Source organism: Streptomyces sp. WAC06614 (assembly GCF_003949795.1).
GTDB lineage: Bacteria > Actinomycetota > Actinomycetes > Streptomycetales > Streptomycetaceae > Streptomyces.
The window spans coordinates 1-23,109 of record NZ_RPRY01000093.1 but is presented as its reverse complement, the minus strand read 5'-3'; the positions used below and the strand labels follow the sequence as shown (position 1 = coordinate 23,109).

Genomic DNA, 23,109 nt, shown 5'->3' with positions numbered 1-23,109 from the left:
ACCCAGTTGCTCCCGCGCGCCCCGTACCCGGCCCCGTACCCCATGCCGGAACCGGGCTCCGGCGCGGAGCCCGGTTCCGGCATGGGGTACGGGGCCGGGTACGGGGCGCGCGGGAGCAACTGGGTCGCCGCGTCCGGCAGCCAGCCCTGGCCCGCCGGGCGGTGGTGCACCGTCAGGCGGCGCAGGAACCCGCTCGGCGTGGGCCGGTCCGCCGGGTCCTTGGCGAGGCAGTCGGCGACCAGCTCGCGCAGCTCCTCGGGGACCTCGGTCAGGTCGGGGTCCTCGTAGACCACCTTGAAGTGCCGGGCGGTGGCCGGGCCGTCGCCGAACGGTGCGCCGCCCGCGGCCTGGGCCAGCACCACCCCGAGGGCGAACATGTCCACGGCGGGTGTGATCGTGCCCCCCGTGAGCTGTTCGGGGGAGAGGAAGCCGGGCGTGCCCACCTGCATGCCGGTCTGGGTCAGCGTCGTGCCGTCCAGCGCCCGGGCGATGCCGAAGTCGATGACCCGGGGCCCGTCCTCGGCGATGATGATGTTGGCCGGTTTGAAGTCGCGGTGGATCACCCCGGCGCGGTGGATCGCCTCCAGCGCCTCGGCCAGGCCCGCGGCCAGCACGGTCAGCGTGTCCAGCGGCAGGGCGGTGACCCGGGCCAGCACGGCGGCCAGGGTCGGTCCGGGGACGAACGCGGTGACCAGCCAGGCCGGGTCCGCGTCGGGGTCGGCGTCGACGACCGGCGCGGTGTGGAAGCCGCCCACCCGCCGGGCGGCCGCGACCTCGTCGGCGAACCGGCGCCGGAAGCCGGGCTCGGTACTCAGTTCGGGCCGTACCACCTTCACGGCCACCGCGCGGCCGGACGGCGACCGGCCGAGGTAGACCACTCCCATTCCGCCCTGCCCCAGCCGGTGTGTGAGCTGGTAGCGGCCGTCTCCGACCGAGGCGGGATCGCCAGGACCCAGCGGCTTCATCCGAGTGCACCCCCCGTTCCGTGCACCATGAGAGGTGACGGCATGTTGAGTACCGGTCACGCCCCGGGGCCGTCAAGCCGGACCGGACACCCGTCACCGGACCGGTACAGAGCGCCCGCCCCGTCATCCGGTTGGCCCGGTGCGGCGGCCCGGACCGGGGCCGGTGGCTCCGTACGATCGGTCTGCCCGGACGGTGAAAGGAGCGGCGGCCGATGAGCATCGCCGAGAGGGCCGACCACGTCGGAATCCATCTGACCGGCTGCGACCACGAAACGGCCCTGGCCGTGTTCGCGGTGCTGCAGGCCGCGTTCGAGGACCCCACGGCCGAGGAACCACCCGTGCAGCCGGACCGGACCGGCCCGGAGGGGGCGATCACGGCGACCGTGTGGTCGGCGACCGTCGCCGCCGGGGTGCCGGCCGCCCGCCACGGCACGGAGCCGCCGACGCTGGTCAGCCCCGTGACCGTCGAGCTCTACGGCGACGCCGACCCGGTGCGGCACGTCCGCGAGGAGCTGGAACGGCACTTCGCGGTGGAGCACCTCGGCACCGTGCCCGGCGAGCACGAACTGGAGGCCCGGTTCCGGCTCACCGCCCGGTAGCTCGGGGCCACCGCCCGGTAGCTCAGGGCCGGATCCCGTCGCAGGCCACCATCAGGTGGCGGGGGCCCCGCAGCACGGCGTTCTGCCGGTAGGGCGGCGGGTCCTCCAGCAGCCTCGGGTTCTCCAGCCGGCGGGCCAGTTCGCTGAGCGCCTTCTGCGCCTCCAGCCGGGCCAGCGGGGCGCCGAAGCAGCTGTGGATGCCGCTGCCCAGGCCCAGGTGCTGGACGTCCTTGCGGTCCGGGTCGAACCGGTCCGGGTTCTCGAAGCGCTGCGGGTCCCGGTTGCCGGCGGCCAGCATCAGCCACATCGCGGAGCCCTTCGGGATGGTCACCCCGCACACCTCGATGTCGACCAGCGGGGTGCGCTGCGGCAGCAACTGCACCGGTGGCTCGAACCGCAGCAGCTCCTCCACCAGCGGTACCGCCAGCCCCGGCTCGGCGCGCAGCCGTTGCAGGACGTCCGGGTTGCGCAGCAGCGTCAGCATGCCGTTGGTGATCAGGTTGACCGTGGTCTCGTGACCGGCGATCAGCAGCAGGGCCGCGGTGCTGAGCAGCTCCATGGTGGACATGGACTCCCCGCCCTGCCCGGCGGCGAGCTGCGAGAGCATGTCGTCCTTCGGGTTCTTGCGCCGCTCCTCGATCAGGCCCGCCAGGTACATGCCCAGCTCCATCCGGGCGTCCTGCGTCACCTTCGCCCGTTCCGCCACGTCCGCCGAAGGGTCCGGGTCCAGACTGGCCGCCAGCGTGTCGGCCCAGACGTGGAACCGGGCCTCGTCCTCGCGCGGTACGCCGAGCAGCCGGCAGATCATCGTCACCGGGAACGGGTAGGAGAACTGGTCGACGATGTCGATCCGTTCGGTGCCCTCGCCGGTGCCCGAGGCGCCGTCGGCGATGTCGTCGATCAGGTTCTTGACCGTCTCGTCCAGGTCCCCGCGCATGCTCTCGATCCGGTGCGGCGCGTGCGGCGGGCCGAAGGGACGGTTCGTCATGCGGCGCAGCCGGTCGTGCTCGGGCGGGTCCAGCTTCAGGAAGCCGGGCGGCAGCGTGGTGCCCTCGCTCTCGCCCTCCTCCTCGGCGAGCGGGTCCGCGGCGCCGGCGGTCCGGTTGCGCTGGTCGGAGCTCAGCCGCGGATCGTGCAGCAGCGCCATGATCTCGTGGTACGTGCTGACGACGTACGGCCCTTCGCCGTCGTGGAAGACGGGCGTCCTGCGCAGCTCCGCGTACAGCGGGTACGGGTTCGCCCGGTTGGCGTAGTCCAGGATGTCGGTCAGGATGCCTTGCTTCATGCGGGTTCTCCGGTGGCGTGCGGGTCGGTCACCTGGGCGGGGTCCCTCGCGGGATCAACCTGGAGGGATCACCTCGCGGGATCACCTGGCGGGGGTGAAGGTCATCCGCCGGTCGGCCGGCGAGTATCCGCTGAGGGTCACGGTCGGACCGTGCGTGGGCACCGACGGGTCGGGGAAGTCCGCGGGCATCGGCCGGTGGCCCTCCGAGCGCCGGTCCACGGTCGGGTACGGCGGCGGGAAGGGGCAGGTGGACTCGATCTGGTGCCGGTAGAACTCCAGCCAGCGGGCGTTGTCGAAGGTGACCGCGCCGATGATCCGGCCCTGGTAGCCGTACACCCCGCTGAACCGGCGCTCGGCGCGCGAACCCTGCGTGATCATGATCTCCGTGCCCATCGACGGCACGCCGACCGACTTGATGTTCACCCCGAACTGCGTCGACCAGAACGCCGGCGTCCAGAGGTGCGGACGGCGGTCCGCGCTCTCGCTGAGCATGTTGTGCGCCGCGATCTCGGCCTGTGCCACGGCATTGCCCCAGTGCTCCAGCGACAGGAACTGGTAGCCGAACAGCGGGTGCGGGGAACGGGCGACGTCCCCGGCGACGTAGATGTCGTCCGTGACGATGCCCGTGATGTCGAAGGCCCGGCAGCCCGCGTCGCACGCGATGCCCCGCGGACCCGCGCCCAGCCCGGAACCGGACAGCCACTCGGTGTTGCGCTGCGCGCCCAGCGAGACCACGACCACGTCGCACTCCAGCGTGGTGCCGTCGGAGAAATGGGCCGCCCGCACCCGGCCGGTGGAGTCGCCCTCCAGCCCGGTCACCATGACCCCCGTGCGCAGGTCCACCCCGTTCTCCCGCTGGAGCTCGGCCGCCACCGCCCCGACCACCCCGCCCAGCGCGCCCACCAGCGGCGCGTCGGCGCGCTCGGCGACGGTCACCTCCACGCCCCGTTCCCGGCAGGCGGAGGCGATCTCGGACCCGGTGAACCCGGCGCCGATCACCAGCACCCGGCGCGGCCCCGCGTCCATCCGGCGGGCCAGCGCCGCGCCGTCGTCGCGGGTGCGCAGCACGAACACGCCGTCGAGAGCAGCCTCCGCCTCGTTCGGCCAGGGCCGGGCCCGTACGCCCGTGGCGATCAGCAGCCGGTCGTAGGGCACCGAGTCGCCGTCGGCCAGCTCGACCCGCTTGCCCGCCATGTCCAGACCGCTCGCCGGCACCCCCAGGCGCCACTGCGCGTCGATCGCCCGCCGCCGGGGCAGCGCGGTGCCCTCGGGGGAGGCCTTGCCCAGCAGCACCTGCTTGGACAGCGGCGGCCGGTCGTACGGTTCGTACGGTTCGTCGCCGATCATGGTGAGCGAGCCCTGGAAGCCCTTCTCCCGCAAGGTCTCGGCGGCCCGCAGACCGGCCAGCGAGGCGCCCACGATCACGATCCTGCCGCTGCTGCGCAGGGCGTTCAGCGCCGCGTCAGGCATCGGACGCCTCCAGCTCCTCCACCAGGATCGCCTGCACGGGGCACGCCGCGGCGGCCTGGGCCACCCGCTCCCGCTGGGCGGCTTCCGCCTGGGGGTCGTAGAGGAGGCCCTCCTCCCCGTGCATCGCGAAGACGTCGGGCGCCAGGAACGCGCACTGCGCGTACCCCTGGCATCGGTTCAGGTCGACGACGAGTCTCAGCAAGGTGCTGTCCTTTCGGTGGCCCCGGGGCTCCGGGCCCCAGCCTGCGGGCCGGGTGGGGCCGCGGCGCGTGGGGCGGGCCCGTTCGGGTGACGTGACGCGGGCCTCAGCCGGGGCGGCGGGCGACGCGCAGGATGTAGAGGCTGATGAGCAGGGCCCAGGCCGGGAAGAGCAGCTCGGACCACGGCACGTTGGAGCTCACCACCAGCAGCACCAGCCCCACCACCAGCCCGGTGGCGCTGAGCGGCCGCGGCAGGACCCCCAGCCGCCGTCCGATCACGGAGGTGGCGAAGACGAAGACCGCGGCCATCCGCAGGGCGTACGTCGTCAGCAGGGTGTGCGCGAAGTCGCTGCCGAAGCCCTGCTGCTGACTGTCGGCGAGCACCGTGCCCACGGCCGCCGCCGCGCCGAAGAGCGTGGCGACGAAGACCAGCCCGCTGCCCAGGAACACGGTGGCCACGAACCGGTCCTCCTTCTCGCCGACGTGCGTGCGCACCGCCCCCATGAACCACAGGAAGGCGATCCCGGCGAACGGCACCAGCTCGACGGCCACGTTCAGCGCGGCCCGGTGGCCCGCGTCGACGGTGACGTGCGCGCCGCCGCCGTCGGGCAGCGCGATCCGGGCCAGTACGATCGCCGTCGCCAGCAGCACGGCGAAGACCACCCCGGCCAGCCCGGCGGCCCACGAGGTGCTCAGAGCCGCTTCCCGGGACCTGCCGCCCGGCACGCTGTTCGTCATGCCTCCAGCAAGCCGCCCCCGGTGGACCGCTGCCAGCGGGGCGCCCCAGCCGGGTGACGCGCCACGGGTGCCCGCCGGCGGCCGGAGCCGTAGCGTGGGAGGACCGGCCGGGGCCGCACCGTCCGGGCGCCGGCGAAGGGACTTCCCATGCGTCGCTACCCGCCCATCGGGGACCACGGGCTGATCGGGGACCTCCGTACGGCCGCGCTGATCTCGTCCGAGGGCGTGCTCGACTGGTTCTGCGCCCCGCGCTTCGACTCGCCCAGCCTGTTCGCGTCCCTCCTCGACCACCACCGCGGAGGCCACTTCACCGTCACCGAGGACGCGCCCGGCACCGTCACGCGCCAGCTCTACCTGGCGGACACCGCCGTCCTGGTCACCCGGTTCATGACGGAGGAGGGCGTCGGAGAGGTCATCGACTTCATGCCGCTCGGCGAGGCCGAGGCACCCGCCGACCGGCACCGCATCGTACGGATCATGCGGGTCACCCGGGGCACCGTCCGGTTCCGGATCGACTGCCGGCCCGCCTTCGACTACGCCCGCGCCCCGCACCACCTGACCCTCACCCCGGGCACGGCCCACTTCGCCGGCCCCGACCTCGCCGTGTTCCTCCAGGTCACCGACGCCGTACGGCTGGCCGGGGACGGACCCGGCGTGCGCGGCGAGGCCGTCCTCGACCAGGGCCGGACCGCCGCGGCCGTCCTGACGGTGTGCCACGACCCCGCGAGCGCCCCACCGGAGCCGCTCACGGAGCAGGAGGTCCGCCACGCCTTCTCGGCCACCTACGCGTACTGGCACCGCTGGCTGCGCCGCAGCCGCTACCGCGGGCGCTGGCAGCAGGCCGTCAACCGCTCCGCGATCACCCTGAAGCTGATGACCTACGCCCCGACCGGGGCGCCGGTCGCCGCCGTCACCATGGGACTGCCCGAACGCATCGGCGGCGAGCGGAACTGGGACTACCGCTACACCTGGGTGCGCGACGCCTCCCTGTCCGTCAAGGCCCTCATCGACCTCGGACTGGAGGAGGAGGCCGACGCCTTCCGGCACTGGCTGGGCGCCCGGGTGCCCGGCCGGGACACCGTGACCGGCGAACCGCTCCAGATCATGTACCGGGTCGACGGCGACCACCGGCTGGACGAACAGGTCCTCGACCACCTGGAGGGCTACCGCGGATCCGCGCCGGTCCGGCTCGGCAACGGCGCCGCCGAACAGCTCCAGCTCGACATCTACGGCGAGGCCGTCTTCGCCCTCACCCACGCACCCGACGTGGCCCAGATCGCCGGCTACGACGGCTGGCTGAACCTGAGCGCCCTGCTGGACTGGCTGGCCGGCTCCTGGGACCGCCCCGACGAGGGCATCTGGGAGACCCGCGGCGGCCGCCGGGACTTCACCTACAGCCGGCTGATGTGCTGGGCGGCGTTCGACCGGGGCATCCGGCTGGCCCACGAGCTGGCCCGGCCCGCCGACGTACCCGCCTGGACCGCCGCCCGCGACGCCATCTTCCGGCAGATCGTCGAACGCGGGTACAGCAGCCGCCGCCAGGCGTTCGTGCAGTACCTCGACGGCGACGTGCTCGACGCCTCGCTGCTGCTCATGCCGATCCTCGGCTTCCTCTCCCCGAAGGACCGCCGCTGGCTGTCCACCCTCGACGCCATCGAGGCGGACCTCGTCTCCGACAGCCTGGTGCACCGCTACGACCCGCGCGAGTCCCCCGACGGCCTGCGCGGCGACGAGGGCACCTTCTCCCTGTGCACCTTCTTCTACGTCAGCGCGCTCGCCCGGGCCGGCCGGCTCCCCATGGCCCGCTACGCCTTCGACAAGATGCTCACCTACGCCAACCACGTCGGCCTGTTCGCCGAGGAGATCGGCCCGACCGGGGAACAACTGGGCAACTTCCCGCAGGCCTTCACCCACCTCGCGCTCATCACGGCCGCGCTGGCGCTCGACGAGGAACTGGACCGGGCGGAAGGCTGAGCCCCTGATATTCCGTGGTGGCCGGCGGACGACGCCGTTACGATCGCCGCGATGACTACTTCTTCCGCGACAGGATCGGGGGTACCGTCCGCGCAAGGTGAGTGCTGATGGCCACTCACTCCGCGAACGGAATCACCCGACTTTCCTTCTGGCCGCGTGTGCGCGAGTTCGCCGTACCGGCCTCCATGATCGAGACCGCGACCGCCCGCCGCCGGGCCGGCGACTGGGCGGGGGCCTGCGCAGCCGCGGGCATCGACGTCGACCTCGACCTGCACGCCGTGGCACGCCGGCACGGCCGTGACCTCGCCGACCGGGTCCGTGCCGATCTGCGCCACCTGGCACCCGACCTGCTGCGCTGGCACCTGCCGAGGATCGCCCCCGACGGTCTGCTGCGGCCCGGGCTGACCGTGGCCCTGGCCCGGTACGACCCGGCGGGACCGGCCCGGGCGGCCCCACCGCACCTCGTGGTGCGCACCGCACCGGCCTGGGCCGACGCCGGCCAGCGACTGAGCCTGGCGCTGTGGGACGGGAGCCCTTCCGGGGCGGGCCCGTACCGCCATCCGCACCCGCGGCCGCACCGGCGGTACCGCCTGGACCTGCACCGGCACCTGTGGGACGCGCGCCGCACCGACGAGCTACGGATCCGGGCCGGGGCCGACGGTCACTCGGCCGCCTCGGCCGCCTCGGCCGCCTCGGCCGCCTCGGCCGCCTCGGCCGCCTCGGCCGCCTCGGCCGCCTCGGCCGCCTCGGCCGCCTCGGCCGCCTCGGCCGCCTCGGCCGGTGGCCGGGAGCGGGACGGGCTCGTCCCCGAGCTGCGCGGGCTGGTCCCCGAGGACCGCGGCTGCGCCGTCGACCGGTGGGCGGCCGAAGCGGGGATCCTGCTCGCCGCCGAAGGGCGGACCGCGGGCACCGTGAGCGTCCGGCTCGGCGGCCGCCTCCGGCTCGCCCTGGACCTGGCCGCCCGCCGGGACCCGGCCGACGGCGGGCCGCCGCACTGGCGGATCGAGGCCGCACGCCCGGACCGGGCCGACGGCACCCGGCTGCCGGTCCTGCCCGACGCGGCGACCTGGCTGCTGCCCGACCTGGAGCTGCTCCGGGCCGGCGCGATCGCCGTGGACCGGCTGCATCCGCTCGTCGCGGCCGCCCTTGTCCCCGGATCGGGCCCGGCCGGACCGCCCCGGGCCGCGGAGGGGGCCGGGCAGCCCCGCGTGGTGGACTGCCGTGGCGCCCGCCACCGGATCGCCCTGGTCGACGGGGTCCTGGTCCCGCTCGACCACGAACCGGCCGAGATCCGCCGCGAGGAACTGCTGTTCGCCCTGACCGGCACCCCGATGCCCTGCCTGCGGGCCATCGACGAGGCGCACCGCCGCCCGGACTGCCTGGCCGGTGTCCGCGAACGGCTGGACCACGGCGACGTCGCCGGGGCCCTGGCCGTCGTCGAAGGACTGCTCGGCCCCGCGGCCGTCCTGCGCGACGGGCCGCTGCGCACGGCCCTGGAGGCCGCCGCGGAACGACGGATCGCGTACGGCACGTACCGGGCGGGCCTGGTCGGCGACGGTCCGCCCCGTATGCACCGCGCCGCCCGGCTGCGCCGCGACCGCCGCGCCCGCGCGGGCTTCGCACCCACCCCTCCTGCTCGCTGACGCGGGGCCGACGCCCCCCGACCTCCTCTCAGGTGATCACACATGACTGCACTCGACGTCGCCGGGCGCCTGCTCGCCCTGCTGCGCACCACCGACACCGAACCGCGCCCCGACGAGCAACTGGAGGCGCTCACCCTGGCCGTGGCCGCCGACCTGCCCGTGCTGCTCTGGGGCGAGCCGGGCATCGGCAAGACCGCCGGGCTCACCCAGCTCGCCGAAGCCCTGGACCTGCCGTTGACCACGGTGATCGCCAGCGTGCACGAGCCGTCCGACTTCTCCGGCCTGCCCGTGGTCGGGGACGACCCCGCGGAGCAGGGCGTGCCGATGGCCCCGCCGGACTGGGCCGTACGGCTGGTCCGGGCCGGGCGCGGGCTGCTGTTCCTGGACGAGCTGTCCACCGCGCCCCCGGCCGTCCAGGCCGCCCTGCTCCGGCTCGTGCTCGAACGCCGGATCGGCGCCCTGCGGCTGCCGCCCGGGGTGCGGATCGTGGCCGCCGCCAACCCGCGCTCCTCGGCCGCCGACGGCTGGGAACTCAGCGCGCCGCTGGCCAACCGGTTCGTCCACCTCCGGTGGACCCACGACCACGAGGTCGTGGTACGCGGCCTCGGCGGGACCTGGCCGCGCGCCACGCTGCCGCGGCTGGACCCCGGCACACTGCCGCACGCCGTGGAGTTCGCCCGCCGCGCGGTCTGCGGGCTGCTGACCGCCCGCCCCGACCTCGTCCACCAGCTGCCCCGGAACGAGGGCCGCCGGGGCGGACCCTGGCCGTCGCCACGCAGCTGGGAGATGACCCTGCACCTGATCGCCTTCGCCACCGCGGCCGGAGCCTCCCGCGACGTGCTGTCGCTGCTGGTCAGGGGCACCGTCGGGGACGGCCCCGGGCTGGAGCTGCTGGCCGGGCTGGACCGGATGGACCTGCCGGACCCCGAGGACCTGCTCGCCGACCCGGCCGCGGCCGTCCTGCCCGAGCGGGGCGATCTGCGCCAGGCCGTGCTCGACGGCGTGGTGGCGGCCGTACGGGCCCGCCCGGACGAGGCACGCTGGGATGCGGCCTGGGAGCTGCTGGTGCGCGCGCTGGAGACGGGGGCTCCCGACCTGGTCGTCGTACCGGCGAACACCCTGGCCGCGCTGCGCCGTGACGAGTGGGACGTGCCGGAGTCCATCGAGCGGCTCGCCGGCGTGGTGTCGCTGTCCCGGCGCGCCGACGAGGCCGGCGGCCGGGTCCGGGCCGGCGCCGGGGCCGGAGCGGCGGTGGGCCGATGACGGGTGGCGCACCGGCGGCCGCCCGGGCCTGCGAGGGCCGACGGCCGGCCCTGGACCGCGACAAGCTGTTCGCCGCCCGGCTGCAGGCGGCGCGGGCCCGGCCGTACCTGGCGACGGCCCTGTTCGCCCTGCACGTGGTCGAGTCCTGGCGGGTCCCGACGATGGGCGTCGACCCGTACTGGCGGTGCTACGTCTCCCCGGCCTTCGTGACGGCCACGCCGGTGGAGGAGCTGGCCGGGGTGTGGGTGCACGAGGTCTCCCACCTGCTGCGCGACCACCACGGTCGCGGCGACCGCCTCGCCCGGGAGCAGGGGATGACCGGTCCGGGCGACCGGCTGCGGACGAACATCGCCGCCGACTGCGAGATCAACGACGACATCTTCGGCGACGGACTGGCCGAGCCCCGGGACGCGGTGACACCCCGACGCCTGGGGCTGCCGACCGGACGGCTGATGGAGGAGTACGTACGCGAGTTCGTGCTCGGCCGGTCCAGTCAGCGCCTGAACTGGCTGGACTGCGGCAGCGGCGCCGACGGCCTGGACCGCCCCTGGGACCTCGGCCCCGACGGCGCGCACGGGCTGAGCGAGCAGGAACGCGACGCCGTCCGCTTCCGGGTGGCCCAGGGCATCACGGGGCGTCCGGGCAGTTCCCCGGAGGGCTGGCGGCGCTGGGCGGAGGAGGCGTTCCACCCGCCGCAGCCGTGGCGGGACCTGCTGGGCGCGGCGGTCCGTTCGGCGGCGTCCGCCGCGGGGGCCGGGGAGGACTACAGCTACGGCCGTCCGTCGCGCCGTTCGGCGGGGCTGCCGGGGGCGGTCCTGCCGAGCCTGCGGCGCCGGCCGCCCAGGGTCAGCGTGATCATCGACACCTCGGGCTCGGTCAGCGACGCGGAACTGGGCAGCGCGCTCCTGGAGGTCGCCGCGATCTCCCGCTCCGTGGGCGGCCGCCGGGACCAGGTCACCGTGATCCCGTGCGACGCCGCGGCCCGGCTCGTGCACCCGCTGTGCCGGGGGGAGGGCATCCCGCTCGTCGGCGGCGGGGGCACGGACCTGCGCACGGGCTTCGCCCGCGCCCTGCGGACCCGGCCCGGTCCGGACGTCGTCGTGGTCCTCACCGACGGGCAGACGCCCTGGCCGGACCGCCGGCCACCGTGCCGGACCGTGGTCGGCCTGTTCCCCCGGCACCACGGCCGCCCGGCGGCGTGGATCGAGGAGGACCCGGAGTACGTACCGGACGGGCCGCCCGACTGGGCGCGGGTCGTCGAGATCGGGTAGCGCACCGGGCCCCGCGACGGGTGGGGGTTGCCGGGGGCCGGCGGTCGGGCAGGATGCGGGCATGGACCACGCAGCACTGGAACGCCGGGCCCGGGACCTCGCCACGGCCGGCGGCCGGCGGATCCTCGGGATCGCCGGACCGCCGGGCGCGGGCAAGTCCACCCTGGCCGGCCGGCTCGCGGCCGCGCTCGGACCGGAACTGGCCGTGGTCGTGCCGATGGACGGCTTCCACCTGGCCGGGGCCGAACTGCTCCGGCTCGGCCGGGCCGACCGCAAGGGCGCCCCCGACACCTTCGACGCCGCCGGGTACGCCGCCCTGCTGCGCCGCCTCCGGCAGCCGGCCGAGGCGGGCGTGGTGTACGCGCCCGCCTTCGACCGCTCGCTGGAGGAGCCGGTGGCGGGGAGCATCGCCTGCCGCCCCGAGGTGCCCCTGGTGATCACCGAGGGCAACTACCTGCTGTACGAGGCGGGGGAGTGGGGCGCGGTGGCGCCCCTGCTCGACGAGGTCTGGTTCCTCGCGCCCGACGACGCCCTGCGGGTGCGCCGGCTGACCGACCGCCACGTCCGCCACGGCAAGGACCCCGCGTACGCGGCGGACTGGGTGGCCCGCTCGGACGAGGCGAACGCGCGGCTCGTCGCGGCCGGGCGGCGGAAGGCCGACCTCGTGCTGGAGTGAGGGCGCGCCGGCCGGTGCTTCAGGGCCGGCGGGCCGCGGCGGCGTGCGCGAGCACCTCGCGGACCTCGGTCGCGATCGCGCTCTCGTTCCGTTCGAACTCCGGTCCGGTCAGGACCTGGGGGTCGGCGGGCAGGCCGGTCAGGACCGGGGTGTGCAGATGGCCGCCGGGCAGCTGCGGGGCGAGTTCGCCGCGCAGCCGGTTGGAGCGGTAGGCCACCTCGTTGGAGAGGTAGCCGCCCCCGCCGCCCGCGACGGCGCGCGATCCCGGCGTCGGACCGTCCGCGCGGTCCACCGGTTCGGTGCCGCCGGCCGGTATCTCCGTGACGTCGGGGTTCAGCAGCACCGGGTACGGGCTCTGGACCGCGCCGGTCACGGTGTCCACCGGGAGTGTGGTGCGGATGAACTCGGGGCCGGGTCCCATGCCGGGAGCCGTCACCGGGCGGTTGCGGGTCCCGCCGGACAGGGCGCCGGTGTTGTCGGGGTAGGGGTCCGCCGACCGCGACCGGCCCGCCCACTCCTCCAGCGTGAAGATCCCGGGGTATCCCTGGCTGACGGTGGTGATGAGGTCGGCCGGGCCGGGGCCGGCGGCGGCCGCCATCCGTGGGGCGAACGCGCGCTCCACGATGCCCGCGTCGAAGTCGGCGTACCGCACGGGCAGGACCACCGCGCGGATCTCGGCCGTGCCGCCGTCGGCGAGGGTGATGCGCCGGCCGTTGAGCTGGAGGGCCGCGGAGCCGGAGGGGTTGCCCCGGCGCAGTTCGGCGTCGAGGCCGAACGGGTCGAAGCCGCTGATGAACACCCGCCGGACCCCGGGGGCGCCGGTGAAGGAGTTGTCCGTCAGACCGCGGGAGGCGTCCTCGAACCGGGCGCGCAGCGCGGCCCGGTCGACGGGGAAGCCCGGTTCCCAGCGGGCGAGCGCGGCGGTCATGGCGAGCCGTGCCCAGTACAGCGGCCGGTCGTCGCCGGCGGCCAGGTCCCCGCCGGGCCGCTTGCCCTGGGCGCGGTGCACGGAGGCCTGCCAGAGGGCCTCGCCCCAGGCGTCGAGCAGCGGGCCGGCCTCGGCGGGCCGCCGTACGGTGCACAGGGCGGCCGGGAAGCGGTCCACGAAGGCCGACAGCCCCGCCCGTGCGACGAGGGCGGTGGTCCGGGGATCGGTGAGCCGGGTCTGTTCGGGGTCGAGCCGCGCGGTGGGGGAGGCGGTGCAGGACGCGCCGCTGGCGGCATGGGCGGGGGCGGTGGCCGCCAGGGGCAGGGTGCTCGCCAGGAGGACCGCGACGGTGGCGGCACGGCGTAAGAGCGTGGGCGTCACGCTGCGGGTCAGGAAGGTCATGCAATGTGACATTACATACGGGGGAAGCGGTCCCACCAGACGCCTTCCGGACGTCCGAGGGGACCGCTCCTGCTGCCGACCGGGTCAGCTGATCCAGCTCGTGGTCAGGTCCTGGACCGCGGAGCCGTCGAGGTCGGTCAGCTTGGTGCCGGTGAAACCGCGCGCCCACTCGGAGGTCTGGATCCGGAACGCCGGCCGGTCGGCGGTCAGGGCCTCGATGACCGCCTCGGCCGCCTCGGCGGGGGTCTGGGCACCGGTGAGGAACTGCGGGACGGTGCGGTCGACGTAGCGGCGCAGCGGCTCGGCGTAGTCCCCGGCGGCGGCCATGTACTCCTCCAGGTCGACCCCGAGGTTGTTCACGAACTCGGTGGCCACGGCGCCGGGCTCGACGACCGAGACGCTGACGCCCAGGGTGCGGGCCACCGGGGCCAGGCTCTCCATGTAGCCCTCGACGGCGAACTTCGCCGCGCAGTACGCCTCGTTGAACGGCTGGCCGATGACGCCGCCCACGCTGGTGACCGTGATCAGGCGGCCGCCCGAGGCCCGCAGGTGCGGCATGGCGGCCTTGGAGACGTTCAGGACGCCGAAGAAGTTGACCTCCATGACCTTGCGGACGTCGGCGACGGTCTCGTTCTCCAGGGTGCCGAGGTGGCCGGCGCCGGCGTTGTTGACCACCGCGTCCAGGCGGCCGTAGTCGGCGATCACCCCGTCGACGGCGGCGGCCACGGAGGCCTCGTCGACGACGTCCAGCTGCCGGATGTCGAGCTCGACGCCCGCCTCGGCGGCGGCCTTGCGCAGGGCGTCCGCGCGGCCGGTGTCGCGCAGGGTGGCGACGGTGGTCCAGCCGGCCCGCGCGGCGGCGATCGCTGCGGCGAGGCCGATGCCGGAGGAGGTGCCGGTGATGAGGACGGTGCGGGGGGTGCTGGTGGAGGACATGGGGAGTGCCTTTCGGGAGTTAGGGGAGTCGTGTGGGGCGCGGGATGCACGGGAGGTAGGCCGATGACGCATTTATGTGCGTGCACACACATCATAGAATTGTGTGCGTGTGCACGCAACCCCTAAAATCGGTCCATGACACCGAGGACCAAGAAACTCACCCAGGCCGAGATGCCGGACGCGGACTACGCCTTCTACGGGCTGGTCTGGGCCGGCACCACCCTCACCGAACGGGTCGACCGGGCCCTGACCAAGGCACATGACCTCCCGGTGTCCTGGTTCGAGGTCCTGCTGTGGCTGGCCGCCAGCCCCGAGCCGGTCCCGGCCTCCGTCCTCGGCAACAGCACCATGCTCAGCCGCAGCCAGGTCTCCCGGGTGGTGGACGCCCTCCAGGGGCGCGGCCTGGTCACCCGTACCCCTTCCGCGCGCGACGCCCGCTCCGTCGAGGTGGCCCTCACCCCGGAGGGCCACCGGCTCTTCGCCGCGGCCGATGCCACCCGCCGCGAGGTGCTCGCCCCCGTCTTCACCGACCTGCTCGACGCGCAGGACATCGCGGCGCTCGCCGCGGTCTGGCGCAAGCTCAAGGCGGCCAAGGAGAAGCACGCGGATCAGTAGACGAGCCGGTGGTCAGTAGACCAGCCGGTACGTCACGTCGTGCGGCACCGGGTGCGGCGCCGCCCTGGGGTAGACCAGGCGGATCATGGTGAACCGGCTCGCGTCGGCATGCCCGGGCCAGGGCTTCGGGTGGCTCAAGGTGACCCGCACCGGATACGGCACGAAGCGCCCGGCCGCGCAGTACGGCCGGCAGTTGTTGACCATGTCGATCCCCGTGGCCGTCGCGGTGCGTGGGCCCCAGCTGCTCCAACGCAGCCTGACGAGCTGGTTGTTCCCGTCGCCGCAGGCGAGCAGGTACTTCTTGGGCCGCACCTGCGGCGCCCCGAAGCAGTCCACGACCACCACGCCCGAAGGTGCGGGCATGGGCTCCGCCGCCGACGCCGGGACGGTCGTGGCTGCCAGCAGCCCCGCCGCTCCCCAGAACAGCGCCGCCCGCGCCCTGGATCCGATCCTGCCCGCGCGTCGTCCTGCGCTGCTCGCTGTGGTGGCCACGAGACCCCCTTGCTCGCCCTTGCGTGCCGCTGGAGGCGGCGGCCGCGCCGCCCTCCACCGCCAGCTTCTCCCAAGTCGGCGCCCCCCGCACCCGCAGGCGGGACGATCAAGGGGGCCCGCAGCCAGGCCCGGCGAGGACCTCCGAATTCGATTGCCCGCGGGGTGCACGCCCTTCTAGGGTCGATCCCGATGAACGGCGTGTAGCTCAGCAGAAGAGCACCGGACTCGGGATCCGGAGGGCGCAGGGGCAGAACCTGCCGTGCCGGCTGATGAACGAGATCGCTGACCAGCAGCTTCCGACGCCCCGCCCGACCCACCGCGCGCCCACCGTCACGGTGTCCCCGGCCTACGCCGCCCAGCAGTTGGCACGGGCCCTGCGGACCTCCGAGACCCACCCGGACGAGGCCACGCGCGCCCGCGCCGAAGGCCGGACGAGCCAGTGGCGCGCCGTGCTGGAGGGGATCGCCGGCGGTCGGCTCGACGTCGGTTCGCGCACGCCCGTGGCAGGACTTCCGGCCTGGGTGACGCCGGAGGTGGTGCGCGGAGGGTTCGCCACGGGCACGTCCGCGGCGGCCGGTCCGCTCACCCCGCACGAGGAGGAGGCCGCGCGCCGCGCGGGCGTCCCCGCGACCCGCGCGGACCTGTTCGCCCATGCCCTCACCGCAGCGGGCCTGGCCGACCTCTGGGCACTGCTCGACAGCGGCCGGTACGAGGTGACGCTGCCGGAGGAGTCCGCCCTGCTGACCGTCGCCTGGCTGGTGCGCGCCGACGACATCGAGGCGGCGGCCGCCCTGGTGGCGGAACTCCAGCCGTTCGCGGACCGGTTGCGGTTCCTGCCCCGCCCCGTGGACCGGCCGTCCGCCGAGGTGGGCGCCATGCACCGGCGCACCGTCGGCGAGGTGTCGGCCCAGCTCGCGCAGCGGCAGCCGAAGGCCGCGGTCGAGGCGCAGCGCGAAGCGCTGACCGTGTGGCGGCCGTTCGAGGACGAACTCCTCTCCTACTGGCTGCGCCACGGGACGGACGCGACGGACGCGGTGCAGGTGGTGGACGCGACGGACGTGGTGGACGTGGCGGAGAGGGCCGACCGGGCGGGCCGCCCTCGCACCGCGCCGCGCGGCCTGGGGGAGCGGCAGGCCGAGGCCGCCGCGTTGCTGGAGCGCTACCACCGGCTCGCGGCCGCCCACCCGCGGTGCGGCAAGCACCGGAACCCGAAGTCCAACGCGGGCATCCTGCGCCGCGCCCTGGAGGAGACGGCCGCCGGGCGGCCCGTGCCACCCCGGCCGGCAGGGCTGCTGCGCCATGCCGTGCGGGCGATGGTGGCCAAGCGCGGAGTGCCCGGGTCCGCCCGGCACACCCGTCTGCGGGAGGTGCAGGCCCGGCAGGCGGCCCTGCCCTCGCACCACCACATCGCCGCCCTCGTCGTCCAGCGGCTGGCCGGACTGGACCAGCACCAGGGGACGCCCGACGTGGAGTCGCCGGTCGTCGCGGTCACCGCCGAGGAGGCGGCCGTGACCGGTATGCCCGCCGGAACCGCCGTCCCGGTGCGGCTGCGCGCGGCCGTGCGTTCCGCGCTGAGCGCGCCCTTGGAGACGCTGGTCGAGCGCGGGCTCGTACCGTCCGCCGAGGTGCTGGCGGAGCTGGTGCCGCAGGTGGTGGCCGCGGCGACCGCCGAGCGTCACCCCGACCCCGCCCTGCGGACGCTGTCGGCCGCCACGTACCGGGCGTTCCGCAACCGCCGTTCTCTGCTGCTGCTCGACCTCCAGCACCAGGTGCGGGTGGAGGAGCTGCCCTGGGTGCGGGCTCTCGCCGGGCACGGCACCGACGCGGACGCCGCCGCCCGGGCGCGGGCCGCGGCGGGGAGCGCGCTGCGTCGGCTCGGTGACCTCGCGCTGGCTTCGTTCCCCGGAACGCTGCTGCCCAACCCGCTGGTCCGCGAGCTGTCCCACCTCGGTCGGCAGGCGGAGCTGTCGGCACCGTTCGTGGAGGAACTCGCGGCCGACATCTTCATGGGCACCTTCACCCCGAAGTTCCTGACGGCCGCCCGCGTCGCGGCAGACCTCCTGGAGGGCACCCTCTACGCGCGCTACTACGGGATCGACTGCGCGGTCGTGCGCAGCATGGCCGTGGTCCAGGCCGCGCAGTCCCTCGCCCGCAAGGGGCAGGGGGCCCGTACGAACGGGCAGCCCGCGACGGCGGCCGCGTTCGCCGAGCTGTGTGCCGAGCGGGCGGCCCGCGCCCGGACAGCGGGTGCGAAGTCCGCCTCGGGCGGCTCCTCCTGGGCGTGGTCGCCGGCCGCGAACGGCACTGTCATCGAACAGGCGCAGATCCTCACCACCCACAACCTGGCCGTCCTCGTCGACCGGGCGGGTGTGGCACCGTCGGGCGGCTGGGAGGAGCCGGCCCGGGCCTGTTTCGCCACCGTCTGCCGGCTGGTGGGCCGGGTGCACGGGCATCCACGTCCGCTGGGCACGGTGAAGGACGCGGCGTACGCGTGGCGGCAGATGCTGTTCCACCTGTCGCTGTGCCCGCCCGACCGGCAGGCCGCGGTGGTGGAGTGGGTGGCCGCCGAGGCGGCCCGGCAGCCGTGGCACGTGGCCGCCCGGCTGGGCCCGGCCGTCGCCGGACTGCGGATGGTGGCCGCGGGCGGTGAGTTCGGGCCCGACGGCACCGCCCACGGCGGCCTGGTCCGGCGCTTCCTCGGCTGGACCACGGAGGGGCACTGGATGTGCCGGCGTCCGGCACCGGCCGCCACCTCGGCCTGAGCAGGGGAGGAGGGACGGCCGGCCCCGGTGGGAGGGCCGGTCGTCGCCGGGCCGGGGAGTTGTCGGCCGAGGAGTTGTCCACAGGCGCCGGGACCGGGATGGGCGTTGTCGGCGACGGCTGGCACGATCGAGCCATGAACTTCCAGATCCCGCTGCCGTCCGATCCGAGCACATCGGAGGTGTACACCGACTGGGTCAAGATCCACGACCCGGGTGCCGGGCCCGCCGCGCTCGAACTGCTCGACGCCGTCCGCGAGGGTGCCCGGCGGGCGTACGAGAAGCCAGGAGCCTTCCTGTCCGCCATGCAGTGGCGGGCGCGGAGACTGCCGCCGGCCCATCTGCCCTGGTTCTGGGAGACGGTGGGCCACCGCCTCTTCCGTGTCCACCCGCGCACGGCGGGCCGGGCGTTCACCCTGGCGCGCAAGGCGGAGCGGGAGCACCGGCTGCCCGTGGACACCGACCGGCACCGGGCCGCCGTCCGGATGTTCGTCCGGGCCGGCGCCCTGGCCACCGCCGAGCTGAGCGCCCATCAGACCTGGCTGGCCGACGTACGGGGACCCGTCGCCGCGCACACGGAGTTCGTCGAGGTCCTGGCGGACTGGACGGCCGCCGGGGGCGAGCTGCCGTCCGATCTCGCCACCCGACTGCGGGCCTCGGCGCGCGCCGCCGGCCTGGGGACGGCGGAGGACGCCCGGGTGATCGTGCCGATGGTGGCTGCCGCGCGCGGCCAGGCGGTCCCCGACCGGCTGCTGGACGCCGTCGCGAAGCTGACCGCCACGCATCCGCCCGCGGAGGAGCTGCACGTCCCGCTCCTGGAGCTGTTCCCCGACTCCCGCAAGGACGCGGCGGCCTGGCTGCGCCTCCTGCTGCGCTCCGGCGTCGCCGACGCGGCGGCGGCCGGCCGGGCGGAGCCCGCGGGCGGACTCACCGACTGGCTGCGCCGGTACGCCCGCACGTACGGCCACCAGCGCACCGGCGGCGGAATCTCCCGCCAGCCCATGCCCGAGGAGATCCTGGAGCTGGTCGTCCTGTTCGCCCCCCGGATCAAGGCGGCGGGCACGCCCGTGCGCCTGCACGAGGACCGGTACCGCTGGCCCGGCCTGGACGCGGACCTGCTGGACGTGTGCCTCGCCGAGGGCATCCCCGTGGAGGACCCAGGTCCGACCGTGCGCCTGCAGTACTGGGGCGACCGGTCCAAGCGGGACCTCAAGGCGCTGGCCGCCGACCCGGTGTTCGGCCGCCGACTGGAAGGCACCGTCCACGCCGCGCGACACGGGGGTGGCACGGCCATCACCCGGCTGCCGGAGAACGCCGGGATCACCGCCGAGGTGCACACCCGCATCGAAGCACTGCTGCGCGCACTGCGCGGCGGCGGCCTGGCCGCCGCCGACGAAGCGGTGAACGAGCTGCACGAGCTGCTGGACCGCCCGACCGCCACCGCCCTGGACGGCATCGAGGAGGCGCTGGCCGAGCTGGACCTCACCGGGCCGCTGGCCCGCGCGCTGCGCGCCGGACTGCCCGAGGAGCTGGGCTGGCCGGCGCTGGAGGCGGCCCTGGCCGGCTTCGCCCCCGGCGAGCAGATCAAGGTCACCTCCACCTGGCCGGTGCTCACCCTCTACTCGCACCGCCGCGCCGTCGCCGTCGACCACGCCGGTGAGCGCGGATCGTGCACCTTCACGCTGCCCGACGACGCCACCTTCCACAGCGTCCACCACGTCGGCGGTGACCACCTCGTCGCCTGGACCACCCACGAGCGCAACGACTGGGGCGAGCACGCCTTCTGGGCCAGCCGTCCCGAGGAGGTGTTCACCCCCGAGCAGCAGTTGGGCCTGCGCCCCTACGACAGCATGATCCAGGGCGGGCTCGGCTTCCACTTCGAGACCCCGGACGGAGGCGGCCGGCACGACGGCGAGCGGGTGCTGCGGCCCGGCGGCCGCGAAGGCATCGGCGACCTCGACCTGATGATGAGCGACGGCCGGCGGTTCTGGAGCGCGCCGACGTTCCACACGCACGACAAGCGCACCCGGGTCGACCCCCTCACGGGGGAGCCGACCGGCGACCGGAACCCTCCGGAGGCCCTGCGCCGGGCCGGAGCCCCCGACGGCTGGGCCGACTCCGACAACAAGCAGTCCCTGGCCGCCCTGCCCGACGGCGCCCCCGAGTCCCCGCTCGGCCAGGACGGCCGCCTGGTGGGCTGCCGGGTCTTCCACCGCACCCCGTGGAGCGGGTACTCGCCCCGCGAGTTCCTGCTGGAGTCCCTCGACGGTCGCCGCGCCGAGTACCGCACCCGCACCTGGGGCCGCGACCCCTGGGGCATCCTCGCCATGCCGGCCGGCGGCGAGGACGTCGTCGCCGTGGACGTGGACACCATCCGCTGCCATGCCGCCGAGGACAACTCCCTGCTGTGGCAGGTCCGGTCGTTCGCCGGGTCCCCACGACGGCGCGGGCACCGCAGTGCCGCCACCCTCGGCGAGGAGGTGGGTCCCGTGCCGCCGCCCGCGTTCTGGCACTTCCTCACCGCGCGCGACGAGACCGCGTCCAAGACCCTGCGGTCCGTCGACGACCGGGCCGTACGGGCCCTGCTGGACGCCGCCCTGGAGGAGGACCGGACCCCGGCCCTGCCCGGGGTGACCGAGCCCCGCGTCGCCGAAGGCGTCGCCCGTGCGGCGCGGCTCGCGGCCGACGTGCTGCGCCGGCGCAGGGAGCTCTCCCGGCGGATCGGCATCATGCGGTCGGCCCCCGCCGTCACCCTCACCACCGCCGTCCCGGACACCGACCTGACTCCCGCCCTCCACGGACTCCTGCCCATGCTCCGGGCGTTCGAGAAGCACATGCCGCAGCGCCAGCCGGCGCTGCTGACCTCCGTCGCCGCCGACGGACGGCATCTGCGCGGGGAGATCGACGACGAGACCCGGCGGCTCGCCCTGCCGGCGGCGCCGCCCGAATGGGCCGTCCTGGTGGGTGGGATCGACGCGGTGGCCTGGCGCGCGGCCGTCGCCCACACCCCCGACGAGGAACGCGCCGCCCTGGCCGCCCTGCTGGAGACCTGGAGCCGCCAGCCCTTCGCCGAAACGGGCAGCACCTGGCGGATCGGCCGTGCGGGCGACGAGGCACTGGAGGCCTGCCGGGCAGCCGGCGCGGTCGTCGCCTCGACCGCTGCACGCGGAGGCCTGGCCCGGTTCCTCCAGCGCGGCACCGACCCGGCACCCGCCGGCGCGCAGGAGTGCACGACCGTCACCATCGACGGTGACGACACGGCCCGCCTGCCGCGCCTGCTGGAACTGCTCGACCGGCACGGCCCGCTGACCGTCCCGCCGGAGGCGGTGGACCTCTTCTGCTGGCGCACCGGGCTCCGCCGCCCCCTCGCGGTCCTCGTGCTCGCCGGACTGCCCGCCCGGGAACACCATGACGACAACACGGCCCTGCTGCGCAAGCTCCCGTACAAGCTGAGCAAGGAGCTGATCCGGGACTACGGCATGCTGCTCGCCCACGAGCTGGGCTCCGCCGGGCAGCGCGCGGTCCTGGCGGCGGGCGTGCCCGAGGATCCGGCCGAGCTCTGGCAGCCCGGCGGAATGACGGCCGCGGCCGCGCGCATGGCCAAGGCATGGGTCGGGCTCCTCGGTACGACCCCGTACGTCGACGAGCAGTTGGCCGTACAGATGGAGGAGGACCTCGGGCTCGGAGCGGACTGGGCGACTGCGCTGACGGCCGGCCGGGCGCCGGAGGGCCGCGGCGACTTCGGGAAGCACGGTTTCGTCCTCCGGCCCACCCCGGAGGGGGAACTCCGGCTCCACCTGCGCCGGTCCGACGGCACGACCGGCACATGGATGGCGGGGAGCAGCCCGTTGCACCAGTCGGTCGGCTCGATGATCGTCTGGGCACTGACCGAGCGGCCCGTCGGAGACCCGGCCGCGGCCGGCGCGCTGGCCCTGTACACCCGGCTGCGGGCGGTGCTGGACGACCCCGGCACGCTGGTACCGGTGCTGTACCCCCGGGCGCCGGGACTGGTCGGTGCCCCGGGGTTCGCCCCGTACGAGGGTGCGTGCGTCCCGTGCCCGGAGCCCTTCGCCGACGGTGTCACGGAGGCTCCGACGGCCCACGACAACGGCTTGTTCGTGGTGGCGGCGCCCCGCGGGGACGTCTTCGTCCGGACGGCCTCGCTCGCCGATGCCGATCAGGTCGAGCGAGCGGTACGGCTGTGCGCGGACCTGCGGCTGACCGCTCTGCAGGAGCGGCTCACCACGCTGCGGGCCGAGCTCGCCGGACTCGACCGGATCGTGGCGCGTGCGGCCGACACCCCGGTCGGGGCCGGGGGCTACGAGACCAACCCGGCGCTCAGCGTCCCGGACCTGGTCGCCGAGGTGGCCCGGACCCTGGGGACGGGTGCGGACGCCGCCGCGCTGTACCTCCAGCTGCTGACCCTGTCCCGGCCCACCGACAAGAACCTGCGCCGCTGGAACGGCTGGTCCGCCGACCGGCACAAGTCGGCCCAGGCCGAGCTGGTCGCCACCGGGGCGGTGCTCAGCGGCAGACGGCCCCGCGCGGGACGGACGGCGTTCGTCCCGGGGGAGTGGACCGACCTGAAGGCTCCTCACCTGCCCCTGGAGCAGCCCAAGGCGGCCACCCATCTGGCCTCGGTCCACGGCAGGTCGGTCCACGCTCCGTACCTGCGCCTGCTGGCGCCCGAGCCAGTGCACGAGATGTTCGCGCGGGCCTGGGCCCGGTCGAGGGAGGTGGTCGCACGGCAGAACGTCACCCACGGGAGCTGAGGCCTGGCGCCGCGGTGCCGGAAGGACGGCGGGACGGCGGGACGGCGGGACGGCAGGGGGTGGTGCTCGGTGGCATGCCGGTCGGCGCCACCGCACCCCGCGCCACCCCGCCACCGCACCC

At 75.2% G+C, this 23,109-nt stretch carries 17 protein-coding genes and 1 tRNA gene; 10 read left to right on the top strand and 8 right to left on the bottom strand.

Annotated elements, in window-relative coordinates:
- Window positions 1–965, bottom strand: a 965-nt coding sequence (locus tag EF918_RS15235) for a serine/threonine-protein kinase (protein WP_148141233.1), incomplete at its 3' end; no start/stop codon positions are given.
- 212 nt (window positions 966–1,177) lie between these two features.
- Between EF918_RS15235 and EF918_RS15230 the strand changes: the two genes are divergently transcribed.
- Window positions 1,178–1,564, top strand: a complete 387-nt coding sequence (locus EF918_RS15230) for a hypothetical protein (protein WP_125645865.1) — start codon at window positions 1,178–1,180, stop codon at window positions 1,562–1,564.
- Between the two features lie 22 nt (window positions 1,565–1,586).
- On the opposite strand, the gene EF918_RS15225 is transcribed toward EF918_RS15230, so the two are convergent.
- The 4 genes from EF918_RS15225 to EF918_RS15210 form a co-directional block, all read right to left on the bottom strand.
- Window positions 1,587–2,849 (bottom strand): cytochrome P450, encoded by a 1,263-nt coding sequence (locus EF918_RS15225; RefSeq protein ID WP_125645863.1) that lies wholly within the window; start codon window positions 2,847–2,849, stop codon window positions 1,587–1,589.
- A gap of 81 nt (window positions 2,850–2,930) precedes the next feature.
- The gene (locus EF918_RS15220) at window positions 2,931–4,319 is read right to left on the bottom strand and encodes an NAD(P)/FAD-dependent oxidoreductase (protein ID WP_125645861.1); all 1,389 of its coding nucleotides are present in this window, start codon (window positions 4,317–4,319) and stop codon (window positions 2,931–2,933) included.
- Entirely contained in the window at window positions 4,312–4,518 is a 207-nt protein-coding gene (locus EF918_RS15215) for a ferredoxin (RefSeq protein WP_125645869.1), read from the bottom strand. The genes EF918_RS15220 and EF918_RS15215 overlap by 8 nt, the downstream gene beginning before the upstream one ends.
- Before the next feature lie 106 nt (window positions 4,519–4,624).
- Window positions 4,625–5,257, bottom strand: coding sequence for a hypothetical protein (locus tag EF918_RS15210; RefSeq protein WP_125645859.1), 633 nt, complete (start codon window positions 5,255–5,257; stop codon window positions 4,625–4,627).
- A gap of 147 nt (window positions 5,258–5,404) precedes the next feature.
- On the opposite strand from EF918_RS15210, the gene EF918_RS15205 reads away from it, so the two are divergent.
- The 5 genes from EF918_RS15205 to EF918_RS15185 all read left to right on the top strand — a co-directional run bounded on the left by EF918_RS15205 (window position 5,405) and on the right by EF918_RS15185 (window position 12,084).
- Window positions 5,405–7,231 carry a glycoside hydrolase family 15 protein gene (locus EF918_RS15205; protein ID WP_125645857.1) on the top strand — a complete coding sequence of 609 codons (1,827 nt, stop codon included), beginning with the start codon at window positions 5,405–5,407 and terminating at the stop codon, window positions 7,229–7,231.
- Between the two features lie 107 nt (window positions 7,232–7,338).
- Window positions 7,339–8,874, top strand: a complete 1,536-nt coding sequence (locus EF918_RS15200) for a hypothetical protein (RefSeq protein ID WP_260610225.1) — start codon at window positions 7,339–7,341, stop codon at window positions 8,872–8,874.
- 42 nt (window positions 8,875–8,916) lie between these two features.
- Window positions 8,917–10,137 carry a MoxR family ATPase gene (locus tag EF918_RS15195; RefSeq protein WP_125645855.1) on the top strand — a complete coding sequence of 407 codons (1,221 nt, stop codon included), beginning with the start codon at window positions 8,917–8,919 and terminating at the stop codon, window positions 10,135–10,137.
- Window positions 10,134–11,408 (top strand): VWA-like domain-containing protein, encoded by a 1,275-nt coding sequence (locus EF918_RS15190; protein WP_125645853.1) that lies wholly within the window; start codon window positions 10,134–10,136, stop codon window positions 11,406–11,408. The genes EF918_RS15195 and EF918_RS15190 overlap by 4 nt, the downstream gene beginning before the upstream one ends.
- 61 nt (window positions 11,409–11,469) lie before the next feature.
- The gene (locus tag EF918_RS15185) at window positions 11,470–12,084 is read left to right on the top strand and encodes a nucleoside/nucleotide kinase family protein (protein ID WP_125645851.1); all 615 of its coding nucleotides are present in this window, start codon (window positions 11,470–11,472) and stop codon (window positions 12,082–12,084) included.
- A gap of 19 nt (window positions 12,085–12,103) precedes the next feature.
- Here the strand turns inward: EF918_RS15185 and EF918_RS15180 are convergent, their stop codons facing one another.
- Together EF918_RS15180 and EF918_RS15175 are read right to left on the bottom strand one after the other, a co-directional pair.
- Window positions 12,104–13,414 carry a pyroglutamyl peptidase gene (locus tag EF918_RS15180; RefSeq protein ID WP_125645849.1) on the bottom strand — a complete coding sequence of 437 codons (1,311 nt, stop codon included), beginning with the start codon at window positions 13,412–13,414 and terminating at the stop codon, window positions 12,104–12,106.
- Window positions 13,415–13,498: 84 nt separating this feature from the next.
- Window positions 13,499–14,350: an SDR family NAD(P)-dependent oxidoreductase gene (locus EF918_RS15175; RefSeq protein ID WP_125645847.1), complete on the bottom strand. Its 852-nt coding sequence runs from the start codon at window positions 14,348–14,350 to the stop codon at window positions 13,499–13,501.
- A 135-nt stretch (window positions 14,351–14,485) separates the two neighbouring features.
- On the opposite strand from EF918_RS15175, the gene EF918_RS15170 reads away from it, so the two are divergent.
- Complete coding sequence (locus EF918_RS15170) at window positions 14,486–14,965, top strand: MarR family winged helix-turn-helix transcriptional regulator (protein ID WP_125645845.1); 480 nt, start codon at window positions 14,486–14,488, stop codon at window positions 14,963–14,965.
- Window positions 14,966–14,977: 12 nt separating this feature from the next.
- Here EF918_RS15170 and EF918_RS15165 read toward each other — a convergent pair whose 3' ends face one another.
- Complete coding sequence (locus tag EF918_RS15165; RefSeq protein ID WP_260610223.1) at window positions 14,978–15,457, bottom strand: hypothetical protein; 480 nt, start codon at window positions 15,455–15,457, stop codon at window positions 14,978–14,980.
- Window positions 15,458–15,651: 194 nt separating this feature from the next.
- Here EF918_RS15165 and EF918_RS15160 point away from each other — a divergent pair.
- The 3 genes from EF918_RS15160 to EF918_RS15150 all read left to right on the top strand — a co-directional run bounded on the left by EF918_RS15160 (window position 15,652) and on the right by EF918_RS15150 (window position 22,988).
- A tRNA-Pro gene (locus tag EF918_RS15160) sits at window positions 15,652–15,723 on the top strand.
- Between the two features lie 3 nt (window positions 15,724–15,726).
- Entirely contained in the window at window positions 15,727–18,219 is a 2,493-nt protein-coding gene (locus EF918_RS15155; protein WP_125645843.1) for a hypothetical protein, read from the top strand.
- A 134-nt stretch (window positions 18,220–18,353) separates the two neighbouring features.
- Window positions 18,354–22,988 (top strand): hypothetical protein, encoded by a 4,635-nt coding sequence (locus EF918_RS15150; protein ID WP_125645841.1) that lies wholly within the window; start codon window positions 18,354–18,356, stop codon window positions 22,986–22,988.
- The last annotated feature ends 121 nt before the right edge of the window (window positions 22,989–23,109 follow it).